Genomic DNA, 21,388 nt, shown 5'->3' with positions numbered 1-21,388 from the left:
TCCTCTATGTGGTATAATTCTATTTAAAAATAATATTATTACGAAAGAGGGTATTGCATTATGGAGAATGCTTTAATTAATAGGGATGAAGCTTATAAATTATTAAAGGATTACAACAAAAGTGAAAGCCTTATCACACATGCGTTGGCTGTTGAAGCGGTTATGAGGCATTTTGCTGAGCTTTTTGGCGAAGATGAGGAAAAATGGGGTATCGTAGGACTTTTGCATGACCTTGACTATGAGATGTATCCAAATGAGCATTGCAAGAAAGTAAGAGAAATATTAAAGGAACGTGGATGGCCTGAAGAATATATTCATGCAATAGAAAGCCATGGGTGGAAATTGTGCTCGGATGTAGAACCGGTACATAAAATGGAAAAGGTTTTGTACACAATTGATGAGCTGACAGGACTTATTACAGCTACAGCGCTTATGCGCCCCAGCAAAAGCATACTTGACTTAGAAGTGAAATCTGTAAAGAAAAAGTGGAAACAGAAAAGTTTTGCAGCAGGTGTCAATAGGGACGTCATAGAGGAAGGCGCAAAAATGCTTAACATGGACTTAGATAAAGTGATAGAAGAAACCATCATAGGCATGAGAAGTGTAGCGGATGAGATAGGGCTAAAAGGCAATGTTTGATTCAAAAATTTAATGTCAATGTGGTATTGCCTGACGCTGCTAAAAACGCGAAAGAGTTGACAGTTCCAGCACAAAATTAATTTGTACACTATAAAGACCCGGGAAACCGGGTTTTTATAGTATGTTTTCAAGTGTCAGCTTCTCATTTGATGGTATGTGGCTGTAAAGCTCTTTCAATGTTTTAAGCTCTGATAGGCTTAAATCTTTGTCTTTAGTTTCGATAAAGCTTTTAAGCTTTGAAAGACTCATATCAATGTCGTCTATTTCTCTGTGTTCAATTAAAATTGCCCATTTGTTGCTTATTTTTCCCCAAATCTTTTCTAAATCATCGGCATTTGTTTTGGCACTCATCCACTTCTCACTTTTTATGTCTTGCTCTATAACATCAAGCTTTTTTTCTATGCTGTTGGATGAAGCATATAAGTAGTTGTACGAAGCTATGTCTACAAGTATTATTAAGATAGTTATGGTTGCAATCAATGGAATTACGTGCTTCATTTAATGTATCACTCCTTCTTGTAAACTGTCAATACGTTATTGGGGTCAAGTGATGCCAGTATTACATTATCTATGCTGCTTATATTCCACATCTTCAATTGTTCATTAAGCCAATTCATATCTACATTTGCCATTTCCATGTTCTTACTTATGATTTTTCCGTCTATAATTATAGGAAGAGGTAGTCCTTCATACTGTGGTGTCAGATTTAAGTCATTAGGCGTTACAGGTCTTTTTTCGACTTTTGGTATTACGCTTAAACAGCCATTTGTCTCCAATATTGCATACTCTACATCTGCAATATTTGGATAGCCCATGACTCTAAGCTCTTCTAAAAGATCGTTTATATTGTACCTTTCCTTTTGAAGTTCTTTTGTTAGGATTTTGCCTTTGTCAATTAAAACTGTAGGTTTTCCACAGATGATTTCACGTCCGTGTAGGCTTTTCATTGATACATACGACAAAAAAAGCTGTGATATAAGCAAAGTAAAAATAGGTATTATGCCTGTTAAAAGAGGTATACCCTTGTTTTGCATAGGTACGGCTACCAAATCAGCTATCATTATTGCTACAACCAATTCATATGGCTGCAATTGCCCTATTTGCTGCTTTCCCATTATTCTCATGACTACTACTACCAAGAAATACAAGATCAGTGTACGAAAAAATATAATAAGCATAAGCCCACCCTTCCATTTAATATGTCACAAATATATTTTGAGAGTATTGATGCAAAATATACATTGTAAAAAGTTTGTTAAATAAAAAATGAAAATGTAAAATTTTCAGTGTTAACGTTTTATACTAAATTATGATATAGTATGTAAATTTACAAACTGTTATAATATAGTTATAGAAAAATAAACGTAGGGGTTGAAATATATGTGTAAGTTATTTGTAACAGATGCTGATGGAAGCCTTTTAGATAGCAATAACAAAATATCTGAAGCAAATATTAATGCCATAAATGAATTAAGAGAAAAGGGAGTCATTTACACAATTGCCACAGGCAGGATGTTTTCATCAATATTACCATACGCTTTAGAGCTTAGGGTAAATGCACCTGTCATTTGCTTTAACGGAGCTTTGATAAAAGATATTTACACGAAAAAAGTGTACTATTATAACCCGATTCAGCCAGATGATGCCATAGAGGTCATCGATGTATTAAAAAGTAGTGGCTACCAAGTAAATCTATATATCGATGACAAGCTGGTGGTTGAAGAAATGAATGAAAGGGTTGAATGGTATTTGTCGTTTAATACAGTCGAAGTGGACGCTGTTGGTGATCTTGCTGAATGCATCAAAAATACGGGAAAAGGCACTGCTAAAATATACGCAATAGGCGACATTAAAAATCCTGCCCCTGTAGACCCGGAAGTTTACGATAAACTTTCAAAGATAGTTTCTGTTTCAACATCTGGCGGTGGCCATTTGGAGCTTAATGCTAAAGGTGTTAGCAAAGGCAATGCATTAAAGACGCTGGCAAATATGTACAACATTAAAAGGGAACTTGTTGCTGCTGTAGGTGACAATCTCAATGATTTATCGATGATAGAGTACGCTGGATTTGGTATTGCGATGGCAAATGCGCCTGAACTTGTAAAGATAAAGGCAGACTTTGTTACGAAGTCAAACAATGAAGATGGCATTGCATTTGCGATAAATAGGATTTTTGCAAAGCAACAAATTATGGCTGTTTAGGATACCAAAAACCACCTTTTGCATATAATGTAGTAGGCTTTATAAGTGCCGGAGGTGGTTTTTGTGGAACAGTTGGTTATAAAACTAAGCATTCTTGTGGTCTTAGTTGTAGGCATAATGTACATGGCTATGTCATTTATACCTGTTCTCGTCTTAAAAGATAGAAAAAAAGATGATGATGAGGATGAAGACAAATGATCTTCGTCTTTTTTTGTTGATTTATGAAAAACAATGTAAAATTTTTTCGAAAATCTATTGACAAATTTTCATTAAAAAAGTAAAATATCCATAAGGTATGAGAAAACGATAACTTAGAGGTGGTAAAGAGTGAATGCTACTATTAAAGATGTGGCCAGGGAAGCGAAAGTTTCTATAGCTACAGTGTCGAGAGTTTTAAATAACAGCGCTGTTGTTACTGATGAGACAAAGCAAAGGGTGTTGGATGCCATAAAAAAGACAGGCTATAAGCCAAATGCTTTAGCCAGAAGCCTGAAGATACAGAAGACTCACACGATAGGGCTTATTGTGCCTGACATATCAAGTCCTTTTTATCCTGAAGTTGTAAGAGGCATAGAAGACATTGCCAGCATGTATTCTTACAATATATTTCTGTGCAACACAGACCAAAAAGAAGAAAAAGAGATGAATTATATAGAGATACTTAGCGAAAAACAAGTTGATGGCATCATATACATGGGCGATATAATTAGAGATTCAGTAAAGCAGCAGCTAAAAGACATAGGTATACCGATTGTCTTAGCAGGCACAGAGGATGCTGAGTCGGAGTTTCCAAATGTCAATATAGACAACAAAAAAGCTTCCTATGATGCTGTGAAGTATTTGATTTCTTTAGGGCACAAGAAGATAGGTATGATATCTGGACCTGCTGATGATCCTATCGGGGGCGTACAGAGGATAAATGGATACAAAGAAGCCTTATCTGAGGCGAAAATAAGATTTAAGCCGTCGCTTGTTGTAGAAGGCAGTTTCAAAGCAAGGCAAGCGTACCTTGCAATGCTAAAGCTTTTGGAAAACAATGTTGACGCTGTTTTTGCAGCATCAGATGAGATGGCTGCCGCTGCAATAAATGCCATATTTGACTCTGGATTTAGCGTGCCTGAAGACATTCATGTTATCGGGTTTGATAACACGTATCTTTCATATATGTTTAGGCCTACTATAACTACTATTCAAAGGCCTGCATACGATATAGGCGCTGTAAGTATGAGACTTATGACAAAATTGCTTGCTAAAGAGCCTATTGATGATATGCACGTGGTTTTGCCTCATCAGCTTATTGTCAGAGAATCAACAGGATATGGTGAAGAAAAAAAATAGCCTTATTGGCTATTTTTTTCATAGACGATTTTCCCACCGACAATCGTCTTTTTTATCTCTATATTTTCGTCAAAGATTACTATATCTGCATCGTATCCTTCTTTTATAAGGCCCTTTCTGTCATCAGCACCTATTACTTTTGCACTGTTGTAAGACGCCAGTGCGACAGATTCAGGTAATGATAAATCTGTATTGGATAAAATATTCTTGATAGCCTTGTCTAATGTAAGGGTGCTTCCTGCCAAGACTCCGCTTTTTAGTCTTGCAGCACCGTCTTTGACGTATACGTCTTGACCACCCAACTGATAAAGGCCATCTCTTAAGTTTGCAGCCATCATTGCATCTGTTACAAGATTTACTTTTTCTTTGCCTTTTAGCTTTAGAAGTGTCCTTATGGCTGGGAAGACGGAATGTATTCCGTCAGCGATCACTTCTGCGCTTATGTCAAGATCGAAGACTGCTCCTACTGTTCCTACTTCACGGTGGTGAAACCCTTTCATGGCGTTAAAGACGTGGGTGGCGTGTGTTATACCTGCTTTGTATCCTAAAGCTACATCATCATAAGTAGAATCAGTATGTCCAACAGATGCGACGATGTTTTTTTCTTTTAAATAACGTATAAGCTCTAATGCTCCATCAACTTCAGGTGCTATTGTTACAAGTTTCACAATATTCATGTATTCGCCGCAAATTTCAGTGAAATTTTCTACTGTAGGTTTTAAAATAAATTTATCATCTTGTGCTCCCTTTTGTTTTGGGTTTATGAAAGGACCTTCCATGTGTACGCCTAAGATTTCAGCACCTTCAACACGGTCTTTGTTGTAAAACACATTTTTTATAGCATTTTTGATTTTGTTTTTATCTTCTGTCATGGTTGTGGGGAGAAATGACGTGGTGCCGTGCATTGCTACAGACTTCGATATTGCATTTATTGCTTCAAAAGTACCGTCCATTGTATCAAATCCGGAAGAACCATGTATATGTATGTCTACGAAACCTGGTGATACGTAGTTTCCTTCAGCATCTATTATGTTGTCGCCATAAAGACCACATCCGATAGCGCTTATTTTATTTCCTTCAATCAATACATCTTTGCCGTCTACTATATTTCCGTCAATTAATAATCTGCCATTTACAATTAGCGTCTTCATATTATCACCTCAATTAAATTGTAGACTTATTTAAACATAAAATCAATTATATACAATTTTTACATAGAATATGATATACTAAAAATGGAGGTATCGGCTATGGAAAACATTTTAATTATCGATGATGAAGAAATGCTTGTAAAAGGGTTAAAGCTATCACTCATTCAAGAAGGATACTACGTTGATTGTGCCTATGATGGCGAAGAAGGTTTGGAAAAAATTAAAAATGGCAATTATGATTTAGTTATATTAGATTTGATGCTGCCGAAAATCGACGGTCTTACACTTTGCAAAGAGGTAAGGTCATTTTCAAATATACCTATTATAATGCTTACAGCAAAAGGTGAAGATGTGGATAAGATAGTAGGCATTGAGATGGGAGCAGATGATTACCTTGCAAAGCCTTTCAACACGAGGGAATTGATTGCCAGAATCAGAGCTTTATTTAGAAGGACAACGACGCCTTATGTAAAAAAGCACGACGTAATCAAGTTAGGTGATATTACGATAAATGTTCCTGACAAAATAGTCCAGAAGAATGGCAAAGACATCGATCTTACAAATAAGGAGTTTGAATTATTAGTTCTTTTAGCTTCGAATCCGGGTAAGCTTTATTCTAAGGACAAACTGATGGACTTAATATGGGGATTTGACTTTTATGGAGATACGAATACTGTAAATGTCCATATAAGAAAGCTTAGGGAGAAAATAGAAGATGACCCGGCAAATCCAAAGCATATTTTCACAAAGTGGGGCTCTGGCTACTACATGAAATAGGGTGATACGTTGAGTTTAAGGTGGAAGATATTTTCGATTTATTTTATTATTCTAATAGTTTCGTTAGCTTCTACAGGTATTTATCTTTTCAACAATATTTATGAAAGCTACCTTGCAAATGAAAGAGTTACTAATTTGACTCAGGCTAATATGATTGCAAATTTGGTTTCTAAATTTATAGGCGTCTCCTCGTATTTGATTGAGCCTACCATTGTTGACTATGCAAACCAGATTAACTCGCGGATCCTTTTTACTGATGTAAATGGAAAAGTGATAGTTGATTCTGCAGGAAATGGCGGTATTGAAGGCAAAGATATAAATAACTACAGTGATATTAAATCTGCTTTAAAAGGGACAGGCTCTACAAGCATACATTACATCACAGGTTCTGGTTGGACCATGTATTCTGCCGTTCCTGTGACTATAAAAAATGAGATTGTAGGGAGCGTCCTATTATCTACGTCTATTGATGACGTGATGAATTTTTTGTACTCTATTAAAATGCAGATGATATACACATTTACTGACATAGGTTCAATTGTAAGCATATTAAGCTTAATAGTCGCTGCATTTATAACTAAGCCTTTAAAAAGGCTTACAGACGCTACAAAGATAATATCCGAAGGTAAATTTGACTACAAAGTTGATGTTAAGGGAAATGATGAAATAGGCAGGCTGGCAGATGCATTTAACGATATGGGTACTAAGCTTATGAAGATAGACGAGGAGAGAAAAAGATTTGTTTCTGATGCATCGCATGAACTTAAAACGCCATTGGCGGCAATAAAAGCCCTCGTAGAACCGCTTATATCCAGTGATAATGTCGATATATCTGTGTATAAGGAGTTTTTAAAGGACATAAATTCTGAAGTTGACAGAATGACGAGGCTTGTAAATGAATTGCTGGTTTTAGCAAAGATTGACAAAATACGCTCGATCGAAAATAAAACGGAAAATATTACTGAGATTGCTTACAATGTCATTGAAAACCTTGAAGCCATAGCTGATCAAAAAGGTGTTTCACTGATATTTGAAAACGAGAAAAACATTTTTGCAGATGTTGATGCAGATAGATTTTACAGGATGATATACAATGTTGTTGAAAACGGCATAAAGTACACTCCAAGTGGCGGCTCGGTCAAACTGACTCTTGATTCAGATGATAAAAATGTCTACATCACCATATCTGATACAGGAATAGGAATAAGTCAGGAAACGCTACCTAAGGTGTTTGAAAGGTTTTCCAGAGGCGATACGGCAAGATCTCAAAAGACTGGAGGTTTTGGATTGGGTTTGGCCATAGTAAAGGAGATTGTAGATTTGCATAAAGGACACATAGACGTTAAAAGCACCGTCGGCGAAGGCACCGTTTTCTACATAACGATTCCGGTTAAGAACATTTAAACAAAAATTTATTAAATTTTAAGGTTCTGTTAATACAGGTGTAATAAAAATGTTGTATCATATTTTTAGGAGGGGATAACAATGAAGAAGGCGTTTTTAGTCTTGATATTGATCGCTGCAATTTCTTTGTCGGGTTGCTTTACAAACACGAAAACTAAGACGGAAAAAAATGCCCCTATAAGCCCGAAATCTACTGTTCAAGCTGTTAAAGAAGTTTCGCTGTATTTTTTAAATAGCAAGATGTCAGGATTGAATATGGAAGTAAGAAGCGTATCCGAAAATGCGGACTTACTGAAACAGGTGATAAATGAATTGATGAAAGGCCCTTCAGATCAATATTCAAAACCTATAATTCCTGACAACACAAAGCTTCTATCGGTTCAGTTGAAAGATACTACAGCATATGTCAACTTTTCTAAAGATTATACATCTTCAACAAGCATCGATGGGACTACAGCTAAGTACATGGTTGCTGCACTCGTAAATACACTTACTGGACTTCCAAACATAAACAGTGTCCAGATTTTAGTGGAAGGCAACAAGATAGATTCACTTTATGGTTATAAAATAGGCCTTGATCCATTGAATAGGATTGTGCTTACAGGAGAAGTGTACATTGATAAAGACAGGATTAAAAAACTTCAGGAGAGTACGTCATTTGGAAAGGATTCATGGAGATTGGATCCGATGAAAGTAATACAAGAGGAAGGCGGCATTGTTGGATTTTCGCCTGATGACGATTTTTCATTAGAATCTAAAAAGGGTGGGATTGCACTCATAAATGCTATCCATGACAATAAGTCTTATCTTGTGACACTTGTCCAACCAGAAGGTGATAAAGAAGGCAATATATGGGTTATAAGTGATGTCAAGCCGAAATTTACGAAGATACCTGAAGCAGATCCTACAAAAGGAGAAACATTCATATATGGCATCGTACAAGCTATCAATTACGATACGAGAGTCGTTACGATAGAGCGGGAATACCAAGATACAAGTGATATAAATAATGTAGCAGGTCCAGATATTAAGGTATTGCCAAATGCCATAATACACCGCCAGTCAAAGATCGGCTACGACAGTCAAGGTGGTTACCAGTATTCAGAGACAGACATGGATTTTACAGATATAAAAGTAGGTGATGAGCTTGGCATGATTTTGACGAAAAATAAAGAAGCGCGGGCTGTGATTGATTCTGACAAAAACACAATCACATCCTACAGTAGCCAGGAGGCAAACATAATCGTGTTGTCGCCTATGAGAAACAACAGCGTTACAAGCCCTATAAAAGTGGTAGGAAAGGCCAGGGTTTTTGAAGCTGTTGTTAATATAAGGCTGTTGGATTCAAATGGCAATATATTGACGCAGACATCTGTGCAGGCAAGTGCTGGTGCACCATCGTGGGGAGATTTTCAAGCAGACATACAGTACAATCCATTATCAACACCACAAGATGGCACACTGCAGGTATTTTCATTAAGCCCAAAAGATGGCTCTGTGCAAGATCTTGTGTCAATACCATTGTACCTAAAGTAAAAAAGATTAGCTCTGACTTACGTCAGAGTTATTTTTTATGGTTGCTTTCAAATAAAAAGCTCTATGTATGCTCATGGCTATGACTTCTGCCATCTCAAATACAAATCCAAGCCTTGTATTATGTACAGGTATTATGTCAAAGGCGTCAATCACGCCTATTATAGATATGTCGCCGACGGCAGGCAATACTTTTCCTACTCCTTTGCCTGGATATATCGGCGATTTTTTTATGGATATTTTACCTATGTTGTCTTTATCTCCAAGGCAAGCATCAACAGCAATGATGTTGCTGTATGGATGCTTTTTCTTAATGTGTGCGATGTTTTCTTCAAGGTTCATTGCATGTATCGGATTTTTTAATGTTCCATATACGCTTATGCCGCTGGTCATTTTTGATATCATGTCTCCTACAATAGGCCCTAACGAATCTCCGATGCATTTATCGGTTCCTATGCAAAGTATCACAGAATCAAAGTTTATCTGCTCTGCTAAATACGCTGACATGAGATTGATGGCGTTTTTGTCGTCATATCTAACCCGCAATTCATCCATAAAATCTTCCTCCAAAATTTGTATTAAATGCTGTTAAGGATGAAATAATAAAAGTATTCGAAGGGAGTGTTTTTGGTGAAAAAATCAATCTGTAGCATTGGGTTCGTCATCGCTATTACGGTTGTCAGTATTATATTTATGCTTGATATTTTTATAAAAGAACAGCCACCTCCAAACGAAGTCTTAAAACCGGTAAATAAAAGTACATACTATTCATCTACGGGTAAAATCAATCAAAATGAGTTGCAGGTTCCTGTTTTCAATACCACTCCAAATTTGAAAGAAGATGAAGATAAATCAGCAGTAGATAATGAAAAAAGCGAGAAGAAAAATTCTGATAGAAAGAACAGTGAGGAAAATGACACAAGAAAATTTGATGAGAAATCGCTGGAGAAATTGATTCAAGAGAGGAACAGAAATTTTACAAATATAAACGGCAACAACAATTCAAAAGAAAGCAGTGAAAATTTAAACTTGAATAGAATAGTTGTAACGCCTGAAAAAATATTAAGCGTTCAAAGAGAGATGGATTTTACAACAAAATCTAAGGCTATAAGCATATTGATGAAATTAGGTCCCTCAGGCATAGGAGAGATCATGAAAATGTCTCAAGATGGTGTGACACAAAAAGAAAGTTATGAGATGATGGATATACTTAAAAAGCACCTGTCAGAAAGTGATATAGATTTTTTAAAGAGTGTGGTAGAAAAGTATTTTGACGAGAAAAATACATCAAAGTAAAAGATGCGCATAAAGCGCATCTTTTACTTTGTAAACAAATTCTTATCTTGATAGTAAATGTCTTTTCCATTTACCATTATTGAAATGTATCTTGCATTATTGTATATGTCTATATTGCCACCGTCATAATTTGTTCCGTAATTAGATATATATCTTATGCTATCATTTAAGGTTGTATAGAAAGGTGTGTCGCCATTGTATATTATCCATACGTTTTTACCTGTATCTTCTTTGAATTTTTGCAGTGTATCCTCAAACAGTTGAGATTCTCTTGTATCTTTAAATCCATCGGAGCCCCATACAGGTTTTGGCAAAACTACAAATAGATTATCTCCTTTTACGTTGTTTAATGTGTTTAGAAACCAACTCCACTGGTCTTTATTGGATGATAGCAAACCTCCATTAGTATCATCCAACATGATAAATGTCGAATTTCTAAAGTCATATACTCCGTAAGAATTACCTGCTTTTATATACGGAATCGTAAGTGATTTTAAGACTTTGTCATTTACATCCCCTGTGAAAACTACTAAAGGATAGCCTTTATTGGCTATGCTGGCAGCTTTTAAAGAAATTTGAAGCTTCAAAAGCGTATTGTAATCTGTGTCCCCAAATACCATGAATTTAAACGAATCGTTAGTGTTGCTGACGCTTACTTCTCTATTTTTGCTGTCAATAGATTCAAAGTCCAATGGCTTTGGAAGTTGTGATACGTCAAAATCTGATCCTTGTCCCACTTTTACCATTAAATTGCCCACTTTTCCATTTATATTTGCCGACAAAGCACCAGATAGATCGATATTTGATGCTTTGAAGACTCCATTTGAAATAGTGCCCACATTGTTGTAAACCGTCCAGCTTATGTCTCGGTCTTCTATAGGTGCTCTATAGCCGTTTATGTCTTTCCCTATCACAGATATTGATGCAGTCCCGCCTTTATCGACATTGACCGAATAAGGTGTAAATCTTATGTCTGCTATAGCATCTAAAGCCTTTATTTTCAATGTACCAGTCACATTGCCTACTCTTGCTATTATTACGCCGTCACCTGCACTTTGAGGCATAAATTCATTTCCATCAAATCTTCCTGCTATGCCGCTTATAGAAAATGATACAGAGTTTTGATCGATTTTTACTGGTTGATAATTTGCATCATATCCCTTTACGATGATTGCTCTGTGGGTGCCTACAAAGACATTTGGGCTATCTGCTTCAACTTTTATGGCGTATAGATTTCCTGTTGGTGCTGTGTTGAATACTCCAACGCCGTTGGCTACATTTCTTTCGAAGCCAGGAACTTCATTTTGGACCTTTGCTTGACTATCTCCTAAAGGTCTTATGGCCATTTGAGTTGAGCCGCCACCGTCTAAGTTCATAGCATCATAAGCGCCTAAGCTTAACATAAGCTGCGCTAATTCACTTTCTGTCATCCCTCTCGTGTTGGCGTTGTCAACTGTTGCTATTATTACATGCTTCTTATCTTCAGTATAGCCTATAGCTGTCCTTGCGTATATGCCATCTACATTGTCGGTAAATTGCGACGGTATTGAACCGTTTTGTACCAAAATGGTTCCTCCGCTTACAGCCATCTTAAAGTTGTCAAATGGAGGGTCTGTAGAGATATTTTTGATGATTTTATCTCCTTGTTTTAGATTTAATAAAATCTTTGCTACGTCGCCTGTTGCATCTATAGAATAACCTCCATCGGGAATCGCTGCGGGACCTTGGCTTTGCCTTACCTCTAAGACACTGCCGTTTTTGTCAACCAATACTTCAACAAGGTCTTTATAGCTATCGATTAGACCCGGTGTCTCATCATTCCAGTCTTTCGTAAATATGACGCAAGATGTACCACTGCCTATGGAACCTACGTTGTTTAAAGCACTTACGGGAACTTGATTGCCATCTGGAAGTGTTATGCTAAGAGAAGTGCTTTTCCAATATCCTATTGATGGCACGTTGTTTTTGTCAATGGCAAATGTGGCGTAATTCCCTTGATAGTATGGGACAGTTAAAAGATTTCCGTCTTTAACTGATGCTCCTACGATAAACCCTTGCTTAGTGTCAAAAAAATCGCCATTTACTGCGGCTATAGCACCGTTGCCATTTGCCATGTCTTCTACATCCATTCTGTCTTTAAAACCAGATGGATTAAAAATGGTGGATATTGATGTGTTACTGTCGCTTAAGTCCACATCCAAAACATTGATATTGATAAAACCATCTGTCGTAAAATATGTAATATTCTTTTCTGTAACACCTTTGCTTAATATTTGCTGGCTTTCATTTGAAGTTATTACAGTGTAAGCATCTGCAGCAATACCATTCATAAAAATCGATGAAAAAATAATTATTAAAGATATACACATGCTTATAGCTTTTCGGTACTTCAAGAAAATCCCTCCTATGTATTTAGCAATTGTTCTTTAAAACTTATCTTCGGCAATTTAGCGCTGTTGATAAATTTTCCATAGCATATAACCATATTGTACCTTTTGTATATTACAGCCGTGTTACAATTTCATAAAATAAAAATAAAAACTGATATTATTATTGCCTAAATTGCGTATAATGATTATAAAAGATAAATGGAGTATAAGCGAAAGATATCGAAAAAATACCAAATTAACTTATGGAAACCGGCTAAAATGAGGAATAATAAATCTTGTGAAATTGATAGATTTCAACTATAATCAAATATGTCGCAAGACACCGGGGTGTAGCGCAGTTGGTAGCGCACGTGCTTTGGGAGCATGGGGTCGGGGGTTCGAGTCCCTCCACCCCGACCATGATTGGTCGTATAGCTCAGCTGGGAGAGCACCTGCCTTACAAGCAGGGGGTCATAGGTTCGAGCCCTATTGCGACCACCATTTCTATTTGTGAAGATTTTTCTCACATTAAAATAAAATAATCATGGAGGGATACCCAAGTGGCTAAAGGGGGCAGACTGTAAATCTGTTGGCTGGTGCCTTCGATGGTTCGAATCCATCTCCCTCCACCATGGATACAAGGCTAAGTGGCCTTTTTTTATTTTGCCTTTCAATATTTCCTCATCGTAACGATTTTCAAAGACATCGATAAAATATTTTCCAAATCCTATTGACATAAAAAATAATTGATGTATAATAATACTTGTGAAGGGAAAATAGTTATTAATAGAAATAAAATATTAATAGTTTATCCGATGTGATGATTAATTAGAAATAGATGAGAGGTGGGTACATATGTCATTGGTAGGTAAGAAAGCTCCTGAATTTAAGTTAGACAGCACAAAAGGTCAAATATCCTTAAGCGATTATAAAGGTAAATGGGTAGTACTTTTCTTTTATCCACTTGACTTTTCGTCAGTATGTTCAACAGAAATACCTGAGTTTAACAGGATGAAACCTGAATTTGACAAGCTCAATGCTGAGTTATTAGGTATTAACACAGATAGCGTTTACTCGCACAAGGCATGGATAGATAGTCTTGGTGGTGTTGATTTTCCGCTTTTATCTGATTACAACAAAGAAGTCACAAAGCAGTATGGAATACTTATTGAAGATGCTGGTATAGCATTGAGAGCTGCATTCATCATTAATCCTGAGGGAAATGTTGATTACGAAGTTGTACATGAGCCAGTAATCGGCAGAAATGTCGATGAAATATTGAGAGTGCTTAATGCACTTCAAACAGGTCATGCTTGCCCTGTAGGTTGGAAACCAGGGGACAAAGTATTAGATTAAAGAAGGAGGAGATTTTGAAATGAGAGAAATGACGACAAAAAATCTAAGCGATGCATACGCAGGTGAAAGCCAGGCTCACATGAGGTATCAAATTTTTGCTGATGTTGCTGAAAAGGAGGGTAAGCCAAACATAGCAAAGCTTTTTAGAGCTATATCTTACGCCGAATTAGTTCATGCTACAAATCACTACAAGACATTAGGCGAAGTGAAAGACACAGTAGCAAATCTTGACAAGGCAATAGCAGGTGAGACGTTTGAAGTAGAAGAAATGTATCCAGCATATAAAGCTGTAGCAGATCTGCAGGAGGAGAAATCTGCAGATAAAAGCTTCAACTATGCTCTTGAAGCTGAGAAGTTACATGCTAAGATGTATACAGATGCAAAAGCAGCGGCACTTAAAAATGAAGACATAGCTATATCTAAAGTGTATATTTGCCCAGTTTGCGGGTATACGGCAATTGATACAGCTCCAGAAAAATGTCCAGTATGTGGAGCACCAAGAGATAAGTTTGTTGTATTCTAAAAGGCATAAAACCCCTTCATTATCATATATTAACTTTAAAGTGCTTGATTGTCATCAAGCACTTTTTAATTTTTAATTGACTTATTTTTTGTACTGTGATATTATATTTTAAGTTAAATAAGTGAAACTCTTATCAAGAGAGGTGGAGGGAAGAGCCCTATGAAGCCCGGCAACCTGTCTTAAGACAAGGTGCTAATTCTCGCAGAAGTTTGCTTCTGAAAGATGAGGGTGGATGTGCCTCTTCTTTTGGAGAGGTTTTATTTTGTTTTAGGTCTTTTATGTGATTTAAAAAGGAGGATACAGATGAAAAAGTATTTTACTTCAGAATCAGTTACTGAAGGACATCCAGATAAAATTTGCGATCAGATATCTGATGCTATTGTAGATGAGATCCTAAAAAATGATCCTTATGCAAGGGTAGCTTGTGAGACTGCTGTCACGACAGGTATGGTATTGGTAATGGGCGAAATATCCACAAAGTGCTACGTTGACATACCCAAAATTGCAAGAAAGGTTATAGAAGAGATAGGGTATACGCGGGCAAAATACGGTTTTGATGCTGACACATGCTCTGTGCTTACATCAATAGATGAACAGTCTCCAGATATAGCATTGGGAGTTGATAAGGCTCTGGAAGTTAAAAAAGGCATCTCCCACGATGAGCTGGAAGAACAAGGTGCTGGAGACCAAGGTATGATGTTTGGATACGCATGTACAGAGACGCCTGAACTTATGCCTCTTCCAATATCATTAGCCCATAGACTTGCTCGCAGATTAGCAGAGGTAAGGAAAAATGGCACTTTAGATTATCTAAGACCTGATGGCAAGACACAGGTGACGATTGAGTACGTTGATGACGTACCAAAAAGAGTTGATTCAATCGTCGTATCTACACAACACTCGCCAGACGTTGATCATGATAAGATTGAAAATGATGTAAAAGAGTATGTAATAAAACCTATCGTTCCACCAGAGCTTATTGATGAAGATACGAAGATATATGTAAATCCGACAGGAAGATTCGTAGTTGGTGGACCGCAAGGGGACAGTGGCCTTACAGGAAGGAAGATAATAGTCGACACTTATGGTGGATATGCAAGACATGGCGGTGGTGCTTTTTCTGGCAAAGACCCGTCGAAAGTTGACAGATCTGCTGCGTACGCTGCACGGTATGTAGCGAAAAACATTGTAGCTGCTGGACTTGCTGAAAAGTGTGAAGTTCAATTGGCATATGCTATAGGCGTAGCTACACCATTAGAAGTCAATGTAGATACTTTTGGCACTGGAAAGATATCTGATGAAGAGATATCTGAAATAGTCAAAAAGGTATTTGATTTAAGACCTGCTGCTATCATAAGAGATCTTGATTTAAGAAGGCCTATTTATAGACAAGTTGCAGCGTATGGACATTTTGGCCGAACAGATCTTGACCTTACATGGGAGAGAACTGACAGAGCTGAAATATTGAAAAAACTTGCTTTTAATAAATAATAATTTTAAAGCCCGGAGGAAACTCCGGGCTTTGCGGCGTTTATGTATATTTATAGCCGCAGTTTTTATAAAAATTGTACGCTCCGCTACTTTTATTATAGCATAAATTAGATGGCTATTCCATTGCTTTCTCTATTTTTTCCAAAAACTTTTGCATTTGTTTTAATCACGTTTTCTAATGCTGAAACAAGCATCTGATTGTATTTTGCATCGCACTCTCTCAAATCCTGTATCGCTTCAATAGCACTTTTGGCTTTTCTATACTGTCTATCGTTTGTCATTGCGTCGAAAGAATCACACACTGCTACAATCTGTGCACCAAATGGAATGATTTTTAAACCATAAGGATAACCTGTCCCATCAAGCCTTTCATGATGATATAGCACAGTAGACGTCAAGTATGAAAGTGGGGTCAAGGCTTCAAGTATATCGGCGCCGTATATGGGATGCAATTTCATGACGTCGTATTCTAATTCTGTAAGTTTGTCTGGTTTTGCAAGAATATTAATTGGAATCATCACTTTGCCTATATCATGCAGTAATGCACCCTTATATATTGCTATTTTTTCCTTCATGTTAAGTCGCATCATGTTCGCTACATTGTATGACAATTTTGCGACTCTGATGCTGTGCTTGTACGTTTCGTAATGGTAGTTTCTTAGCGAAATCAAAAGATGCGACATCAGTTTTTCTTCATCATAATTCATCTCATTTTTCCCCTTTTTTCGACAATTAATATTATATTATAATTCTTTGGAGTAGTCAATAATTTCATGCATTGTAATAAAATTCAAAAAAAAAAAAAAAAAAAAAAAAAAAAAAAAAAAAAAAAAAATTCAGAAAAATTATTTAAAATTTTATCCATATATTGACTTTAAAGTTGTTATAATATATAATATGTACAAACATTAGTTCGTAAAGGAGTAATGGAGATGAAGAATTTTGATATACCTGATGTGTACATTGCCATATTGCCTTGTTATCTTGATGATTACGGTGATGGAACAGAATTAATAGACTTAAATGGCGATGTATTGCGTATAAAATCCAGTGTCAAAAGTTGTCTAAAGAGGACTTTGAAAAAGTATGCTGTAGATTTAAGTGCCATGAAAGAAAAGTACGCCAAAAGCCTTGGCATAAAAAATAATTTTCCAATTCCTTTAGCTGGCAACTTTACGCTTGTACAGTTAAAATCGAGGATTCCAAAAGTAGCAAAGGATGTATCTTACGGATATGTGTGCTATGAGAAAATAAATGAGATTGAGGAGCATTCTACGTATTGCATTGTAAATGTTGGCAACATCAAGATAAAAGTATATCAAAAGAAATCGACAATTGAAAAACATTTGAGAAATGCTGCAATGATAAAGACTTTTTTTGCAAATTTAAGTCCATTAAATTTTGAAAGCGACAGATCCATGTACAACCTTCCAGCAACTAAAGCAGATATAGCCCTTTTGTACGAAGAAATTGTAAATATAAAGTATAAAATCGAGAAAATATGATATGTGCTTCAAATGTATATGAAAATAATATACAATTAAAGATAGAAAATAAAAAAGTAGGGATAGATATGGTTGAAATAATAGGTACAGTTGAGGAGATAATTTTTAAAAATGAACAAAATGGGTATGCTGTATTAGAACTTAATTCGAAAAATGACACTATCACCGTTGTAGGATATATGCCTTTTGTTGGAATAGGTGAGACGCTTAAAGTTGAAGGTGAATGGATGACGCATCCTGACTATGGGGAACAGGTGAAAGTTTCGAAGTATGAGACGATAGCGCCGTCAACGTTGTATGGGATGGAGAGGTTTTTATCATCTGGACTCATTAGAGGTATAGGTCCTGTCATGGCGAAAAAGATTGTCTCAAAATTCGGCGTCGATTCTCTAAACATTATAGAATCTCATCCAGAAAAATTATTGGATATACCTGGAATAGGCGAAGAAAGAGTAAAGATGATATCAGAATCTTATGAGCAGCAGAAGACATTGAGGGACGTGATGGTTTTTTTACAAGGTTATGGCATTTCTACCACAAATGCAATTAAAATATATAGGCAATACGGCGATGATTCTATAGAACTCATAAAGCAGAATCCGTACAGACTATCGGATGAAATTTTTGGGATTGGCTTTAGGACGGCTGATAAGATAGCTCGAGCAATGGGTGTTGACTTGCATTCCAGCTATAGGATTTCATCTGGCACAAAGTACGTTTTGATACAATATGCATCAAATGGCCATACGTATGTGCCACTTGAACTTTTGCTTAAAGAAGCAGCAAAACTTCTTGAAGTATCAGAAGAAGAAGTTTATGATTCGTTGGTTCTTCTGGCACAAAGCGAAAAAGTGAAGTTTGAGACATTTGAAGATGGCTCTCACGGCGTGTATTATATACCGTATTTTGTAGCTGAAAACAACACCGCAGATAAGATTTTAAACATGACGCTGACAGATGTAAAGCCTGAGGATATTGATATTGAAAGTGAAATATCGAAGATAGAATCAGATATGGGAATTCATCTTGCAGACAATCAGCGTGTTGCAGTTTTAGAATCTGTCAAGAACTCAATTCTCGTCATAACAGGTGGACCTGGGACGGGAAAGACCACCATAATAAATTTCATTATAAAGCTTTTTAAAAAATTTAAAAAATCGGTAGCATTAACTGCACCTACAGGAAGAGCTGCAAAGAGGATGACTGAAGCTACAGGTTTTGAAGCTAAGACGATACATCGCCTTTTAGAGTATTCATACACTGAAGAAGAAGGACGAGGGTTTGGAAAGGATGATAAAAACCCATTGACAGAAGATGTCATAATAGTAGACGAGGCTTCGATGATAGACATATTGCTTATGAATGCTCTTCTTAAAGCTATTCCGTTAAGCTCAAGATTGATACTTGTTGGAGATGTGGATCAGCTTCCGTCTGTTGGAGCTGGCAATGTGCTTAGAGACATCATAGATAGCGGCTTGGTAAAAGTTATAAGGCTTAATAAGATATACAGGCAAGGGAAGGAAAGTTTGATAGTAGTAAATGCCCACAAGATAAACAATGGAGAGTACCCTGTGTTAAATGATAAAGAAAATGACTTTTTCTTTATAAATGCTTCATCACAAGACGAAATTTTAAATATTATATTGGATTTATGTAAAAGGCGGTTGCCTGAAGCGTATGGATTTAACCCTTTTACAGATATTCAAGTTTTAAGCCCCACGAGAAAAGGCTTGATAGGTGTAATAAACATGAACAATGAACTGCAAAGGTGCTTAAATCCTTCGAAAAAGGGATTGGATGAGAGGCAGATGAAAGATTTTACTTTCAGAGTAGGAGACAAGGTGATGCAGATGAAAAACAACTACAAGATGAAGTGGACAAAAGGAGACGAAAAAGGTGAAGGCGTCTTTAATGGTGATATGGGTATCATAGAGTCTATCGATAATGATTCACAGGAGCTTACTGTTTTATTTGATGATGATAAGCGGGTTGTTTACGATTTTGCAGATATAGATGAGTTAAGCCTTTCTTACTGTGTGACTGTCCACAAAAGCCAAGGAAGTGAATTTCCGGCTGTCATCATGCCTATGAGCTTTGGACCGCCTATGCTTCTTACCAGAAACCTTCTGTATACGGCTGTTACGAGGGCTAAAAAGCTTGTGGTAATAGTTGGCCAAGAAAAATACTTAAAAAGTATGATCGACAATAATCTTATATCAAAGAGGTACTCAGGGCTTTTACCTAAACTTATGAAAGTCCTTAAATTCATGGTGGAAGAAAATTGATTAATTTCACGAAAGTTAAATAAATTTTAAAATATGCCGATATAAAAGTTAAATAGATGGACGGAAGGATGCACTATGATTTTTCTTGATTTACTTTTTCCGCCAAAGACAAATTGTTTGCTTTGCGGCAAAGTCATAAAAGAAGGCAAAATATGCTTTGAATGTGAAAATAAATTGCCATTCATTATCGGGAATAGGTGCTCTGTGTGTGGAAAGCCTATTAGAGATGGCGATAGATGCCCTGACTGCATGGAAATAAACCATGTTTTTACTCGCAGCATAAGTCCTTTTGAGTATGACGAAACGATAAAATCATTGATTGCCAGATTCAAGTACTACAAAGAGAGAAGTTTAGCTGAATTTTTTGCAGAATACATGTATAGATGTATTCAAGAAGCTGGTATAAAGTTTGATGTTATAGTACCTGTACCACTTCATAGGACGAAGCTGGATGAGCGGGGATACAACCAATCAGAGCTTTTGGCGAGAGAGCTTTCTTATAGATTCGACGTAATCATGTCAAAGCCTTTGAGACGTATAAAAAACACTAAATCCCAGACCGAACTTAAAAGAGAAGAGCGCATGAAAAACTTAAAAGGTGCTTTTAAGGTAGTTTATGGCGATCTTGTTAAAGACAAGACCATACTTTTGGTGGATGATGTTTTGACAACAGGTTCTACCCTTGATGAATGTGCAAAAGTTTTAAGAGAAAGCGGTGCAAAAGATGTTTTTGCAGCTACAATTGCAACAGGAAGGAATGTGTGAGGTGTGCTATGGATATAAAGAATTGTAAAAGATGTGGAAAGCTTTATAACTATACTGGGTTTGATTTATGTCCAGAATGTTTTAACAAAGATGAAGAAGACTTCATAAAAATCAGAGATTACATTGAGAGAAATCCGCAAGCCACAGTTGTAGAAGTGTCTAAAGCAACAGATGTGGAAGTAAAAAGAATATTGGACTTTTTAAAAGAAGGCAGACTCATATTGGGCTCTAAAAACACCAATATTTCATTGACTTGTGAAAGATGCGGTAAAAAGATATTGTCAGGCAGATACTGTGAATCATGTTCAAGAGAACTTGAAAGGTCTTTAAAAGGTGCATTAAATGCTGATAAAATTGACGAAAGTTTTGAAAAACTTTATTTGAGAGATGAAAAAAAGGACACTAAAAGAAAATATTAAGTGAAATTGAATTTAGCCGATATAATATTGGGAAGGTGGGAATAGAATGAAAATATACAATAATATTAATGTTAACAATATTTACGACATGTATAAGTCTGCAAATGCTAATGCTGTAAATACAAGTAAGACAAACAAAGTTGACAAAGTGGAAATATCAGATAATGCTTCTAAGATCAGCAAAAGCTTTGCGGAATATGATAAGTTGAGGGAGAAAAAGGTGCAGGATATAAAGGCTAAGGTTGATAGTGGCAATTATAACATAAAATCTGATGATATCGCTGAGTCCATGATAAAAGGAGCTATTTTAGATAAAAAAGTTTAAAGGTGGTATG

The 21,388-nt window shown here is 36.4% G+C and carries 22 protein-coding genes, 3 tRNA genes and 1 riboswitch; of the genes, 19 read left to right on the top strand and 6 right to left on the bottom strand.

Translation table 11 applies throughout. The features are described 5' to 3' along the window. Positions 1-60: 60 nt before the first annotated feature. Positions 61-639, top strand: a complete 579-nt coding sequence (locus THEXY_RS09735) for an HDIG domain-containing metalloprotein (RefSeq protein WP_013788664.1) — start codon at positions 61-63, stop codon at positions 637-639. A 114-nt stretch (positions 640-753) separates the two neighbouring features. Here THEXY_RS09735 and THEXY_RS09730 read toward each other — a convergent pair whose 3' ends face one another. After that, a complete protein-coding gene (locus THEXY_RS09730) occupies positions 754-1,137 on the bottom strand; it encodes a DUF4363 family protein (RefSeq protein WP_013788663.1) in 384 nt (127 codons plus the stop codon). Between the two features lie 8 nt (positions 1,138-1,145). Then, on the bottom strand, positions 1,146-1,817 hold the full coding sequence (locus THEXY_RS09725) for a YetF domain-containing protein (protein ID WP_013788662.1): 672 nt from the start codon (positions 1,815-1,817) through the stop codon (positions 1,146-1,148). A 202-nt stretch (positions 1,818-2,019) separates the two neighbouring features. On the opposite strand from THEXY_RS09725, the gene THEXY_RS09720 reads away from it, so the two are divergent. From THEXY_RS09720 to THEXY_RS09715, 3 genes are all read left to right on the top strand, one after another. Further along, positions 2,020-2,841, top strand: coding sequence for a Cof-type HAD-IIB family hydrolase (locus tag THEXY_RS09720; RefSeq protein WP_013788661.1), 822 nt, complete (start codon positions 2,020-2,022; stop codon positions 2,839-2,841). Positions 2,842-2,904: 63 nt separating this feature from the next. Beyond that, on the top strand, positions 2,905-3,039 hold the full coding sequence (locus THEXY_RS12915; RefSeq protein WP_268257772.1) for a hypothetical protein: 135 nt from the start codon (positions 2,905-2,907) through the stop codon (positions 3,037-3,039). Between the two features lie 129 nt (positions 3,040-3,168). Further along, complete coding sequence (locus tag THEXY_RS09715; RefSeq protein ID WP_013788659.1) at positions 3,169-4,179, top strand: LacI family DNA-binding transcriptional regulator; 1,011 nt, start codon at positions 3,169-3,171, stop codon at positions 4,177-4,179. Between the two features lie 2 nt (positions 4,180-4,181). On the opposite strand, the gene nagA is transcribed toward THEXY_RS09715, so the two are convergent. Beyond that, positions 4,182-5,330 (bottom strand): N-acetylglucosamine-6-phosphate deacetylase, encoded by a 1,149-nt coding sequence (gene nagA / locus THEXY_RS09710; RefSeq protein ID WP_013788658.1) that lies wholly within the window; start codon positions 5,328-5,330, stop codon positions 4,182-4,184. Between the two features lie 99 nt (positions 5,331-5,429). Between nagA and THEXY_RS09705 the strand changes: the two genes are divergently transcribed. From THEXY_RS09705 to THEXY_RS09695, 3 genes are all read left to right on the top strand, one after another. Next, the gene (locus tag THEXY_RS09705) at positions 5,430-6,107 is read left to right on the top strand and encodes a response regulator transcription factor (protein ID WP_013788657.1); all 678 of its coding nucleotides are present in this window, start codon (positions 5,430-5,432) and stop codon (positions 6,105-6,107) included. Positions 6,108-6,116: 9 nt separating this feature from the next. Beyond that, positions 6,117-7,511 (top strand): sensor histidine kinase, encoded by a 1,395-nt coding sequence (locus THEXY_RS09700; protein WP_013788656.1) that lies wholly within the window; start codon positions 6,117-6,119, stop codon positions 7,509-7,511. An 81-nt stretch (positions 7,512-7,592) separates the two neighbouring features. Continuing rightward, positions 7,593-9,047, top strand: a complete 1,455-nt coding sequence (locus THEXY_RS09695) for a Gmad2 immunoglobulin-like domain-containing protein (protein ID WP_013788655.1) — start codon at positions 7,593-7,595, stop codon at positions 9,045-9,047. Positions 9,048-9,053: 6 nt separating this feature from the next. On the opposite strand, the gene yyaC is transcribed toward THEXY_RS09695, so the two are convergent. Continuing rightward, positions 9,054-9,599: a spore protease YyaC gene (gene yyaC, locus THEXY_RS09690; RefSeq protein WP_013788654.1), complete on the bottom strand. Its 546-nt coding sequence runs from the start codon at positions 9,597-9,599 to the stop codon at positions 9,054-9,056. Positions 9,600-9,674: 75 nt separating this feature from the next. Between yyaC and THEXY_RS09685 the strand changes: the two genes are divergently transcribed. After that, entirely contained in the window at positions 9,675-10,340 is a 666-nt protein-coding gene (locus tag THEXY_RS09685; RefSeq protein ID WP_013788653.1) for a hypothetical protein, read from the top strand. A 23-nt stretch (positions 10,341-10,363) separates the two neighbouring features. On the opposite strand, the gene THEXY_RS09680 is transcribed toward THEXY_RS09685, so the two are convergent. Next, positions 10,364-12,733: a phosphodiester glycosidase family protein gene (locus THEXY_RS09680; RefSeq protein ID WP_013788652.1), complete on the bottom strand. Its 2,370-nt coding sequence runs from the start codon at positions 12,731-12,733 to the stop codon at positions 10,364-10,366. Between the two features lie 320 nt (positions 12,734-13,053). Here THEXY_RS09680 and THEXY_RS09675 point away from each other — a divergent pair. The 6 genes from THEXY_RS09675 (at position 13,054) to metK (ending at position 16,079) form a co-directional block, all read left to right on the top strand. Beyond that, a tRNA-Pro gene (locus THEXY_RS09675) sits at positions 13,054-13,129 on the top strand. A 5-nt stretch (positions 13,130-13,134) separates the two neighbouring features. Next, positions 13,135-13,210, top strand: a tRNA-Val gene (locus THEXY_RS09670). A gap of 45 nt (positions 13,211-13,255) precedes the next feature. Further along, positions 13,256-13,341: transfer RNA gene (locus THEXY_RS09665), tRNA-Tyr, on the top strand. A gap of 223 nt (positions 13,342-13,564) precedes the next feature. Beyond that, entirely contained in the window at positions 13,565-14,065 is a 501-nt protein-coding gene (locus THEXY_RS09660; RefSeq protein WP_013788651.1) for a peroxiredoxin, read from the top strand. A 19-nt stretch (positions 14,066-14,084) separates the two neighbouring features. Then, on the top strand, positions 14,085-14,588 hold the full coding sequence (locus THEXY_RS09655; protein ID WP_013788650.1) for a rubrerythrin family protein: 504 nt from the start codon (positions 14,085-14,087) through the stop codon (positions 14,586-14,588). A 127-nt stretch (positions 14,589-14,715) separates the two neighbouring features. Next, positions 14,716-14,817: riboswitch (SAM riboswitch) on the top strand. Positions 14,818-14,891: 74 nt separating this feature from the next. Then, positions 14,892-16,079 (top strand): methionine adenosyltransferase, encoded by a 1,188-nt coding sequence (metK, locus tag THEXY_RS09650; RefSeq protein WP_013788649.1) that lies wholly within the window; start codon positions 14,892-14,894, stop codon positions 16,077-16,079. 107 nt (positions 16,080-16,186) lie between these two features. On the opposite strand, the gene THEXY_RS09645 is transcribed toward metK, so the two are convergent. After that, entirely contained in the window at positions 16,187-16,786 is a 600-nt protein-coding gene (locus tag THEXY_RS09645; RefSeq protein WP_013788648.1) for an HD-GYP domain-containing protein, read from the bottom strand. Positions 16,787-17,011: 225 nt separating this feature from the next. Between THEXY_RS09645 and THEXY_RS09640 the strand changes: the two genes are divergently transcribed. The 5 genes from THEXY_RS09640 (at position 17,012) to flgM (ending at position 21,378) form a co-directional block, all read left to right on the top strand. Then, positions 17,012-17,584, top strand: coding sequence for a hypothetical protein (locus THEXY_RS09640; protein WP_013788647.1), 573 nt, complete (start codon positions 17,012-17,014; stop codon positions 17,582-17,584). Positions 17,585-17,652: 68 nt separating this feature from the next. Continuing rightward, positions 17,653-19,869: an SF1B family DNA helicase RecD2 gene (recD2, locus tag THEXY_RS09635; RefSeq protein ID WP_041592246.1), complete on the top strand. Its 2,217-nt coding sequence runs from the start codon at positions 17,653-17,655 to the stop codon at positions 19,867-19,869. Between the two features lie 75 nt (positions 19,870-19,944). Beyond that, positions 19,945-20,634, top strand: coding sequence for a ComFC family protein (locus tag THEXY_RS09630; protein ID WP_013788645.1), 690 nt, complete (start codon positions 19,945-19,947; stop codon positions 20,632-20,634). Positions 20,635-20,642: 8 nt separating this feature from the next. Continuing rightward, positions 20,643-21,053 (top strand): TIGR03826 family flagellar region protein, encoded by a 411-nt coding sequence (locus THEXY_RS09625; protein ID WP_013788644.1) that lies wholly within the window; start codon positions 20,643-20,645, stop codon positions 21,051-21,053. 46 nt (positions 21,054-21,099) lie between these two features. Continuing rightward, positions 21,100-21,378, top strand: coding sequence for a flagellar biosynthesis anti-sigma factor FlgM (gene flgM / locus THEXY_RS09620; protein ID WP_013788643.1), 279 nt, complete (start codon positions 21,100-21,102; stop codon positions 21,376-21,378). The last annotated feature ends 10 nt before the right edge of the window (positions 21,379-21,388 follow it).

This window comes from Thermoanaerobacterium xylanolyticum LX-11 (assembly GCF_000189775.2).
In the GTDB taxonomy this organism is placed as follows: Bacteria; Bacillota; Thermoanaerobacteria; order Thermoanaerobacterales; family Thermoanaerobacteraceae; genus Thermoanaerobacterium; species Thermoanaerobacterium thermosulfurigenes.
This window is presented reverse-complemented; position numbering and strand designations above follow the sequence as displayed.

Excerpts from the sequence above, each read along its gene's own strand:
- THEXY_RS09735 (WP_013788664.1), top strand. The coding sequence starts at position 61 with ATGGAGAATGCTTTAATTAATAGGGATGAAGCTTATAAATTATTAAAG.
- THEXY_RS09730 (WP_013788663.1), bottom strand. The coding sequence starts at position 1,137 with ATGAAGCACGTAATTCCATTGATTGCAACCATAACTATCTTAATAATA.
- THEXY_RS09725 (WP_013788662.1), bottom strand. The coding sequence starts at position 1,817 with ATGCTTATTATATTTTTTCGTACACTGATCTTGTATTTCTTGGTAGTA.
- THEXY_RS09720 (WP_013788661.1), top strand. The coding sequence starts at position 2,020 with ATGTGTAAGTTATTTGTAACAGATGCTGATGGAAGCCTTTTAGATAGC.
- nagA (WP_013788658.1), bottom strand. The coding sequence starts at position 5,330 with ATGAAGACGCTAATTGTAAATGGCAGATTATTAATTGACGGAAATATA.
- THEXY_RS09705 (WP_013788657.1), top strand. The coding sequence starts at position 5,430 with ATGGAAAACATTTTAATTATCGATGATGAAGAAATGCTTGTAAAAGGG.
- THEXY_RS09695 (WP_013788655.1), top strand. The coding sequence starts at position 7,593 with ATGAAGAAGGCGTTTTTAGTCTTGATATTGATCGCTGCAATTTCTTTG.
- yyaC (WP_013788654.1), bottom strand. The coding sequence starts at position 9,599 with ATGGATGAATTGCGGGTTAGATATGACGACAAAAACGCCATCAATCTC.
- THEXY_RS09660 (WP_013788651.1), top strand. The coding sequence starts at position 13,565 with ATGTCATTGGTAGGTAAGAAAGCTCCTGAATTTAAGTTAGACAGCACA.
- THEXY_RS09655 (WP_013788650.1), top strand. The coding sequence starts at position 14,085 with ATGAGAGAAATGACGACAAAAAATCTAAGCGATGCATACGCAGGTGAA.
- metK (WP_013788649.1), top strand. The coding sequence starts at position 14,892 with ATGAAAAAGTATTTTACTTCAGAATCAGTTACTGAAGGACATCCAGAT.
- THEXY_RS09645 (WP_013788648.1), bottom strand. The coding sequence starts at position 16,786 with ATGAATTATGATGAAGAAAAACTGATGTCGCATCTTTTGATTTCGCTA.
- THEXY_RS09640 (WP_013788647.1), top strand. The coding sequence starts at position 17,012 with ATGAAGAATTTTGATATACCTGATGTGTACATTGCCATATTGCCTTGT.
- recD2 (WP_041592246.1), top strand. The coding sequence starts at position 17,653 with ATGGTTGAAATAATAGGTACAGTTGAGGAGATAATTTTTAAAAATGAA.
- THEXY_RS09630 (WP_013788645.1), top strand. The coding sequence starts at position 19,945 with ATGATTTTTCTTGATTTACTTTTTCCGCCAAAGACAAATTGTTTGCTT.
- THEXY_RS09625 (WP_013788644.1), top strand. The coding sequence starts at position 20,643 with ATGGATATAAAGAATTGTAAAAGATGTGGAAAGCTTTATAACTATACT.
- flgM (WP_013788643.1), top strand. The coding sequence starts at position 21,100 with ATGAAAATATACAATAATATTAATGTTAACAATATTTACGACATGTAT.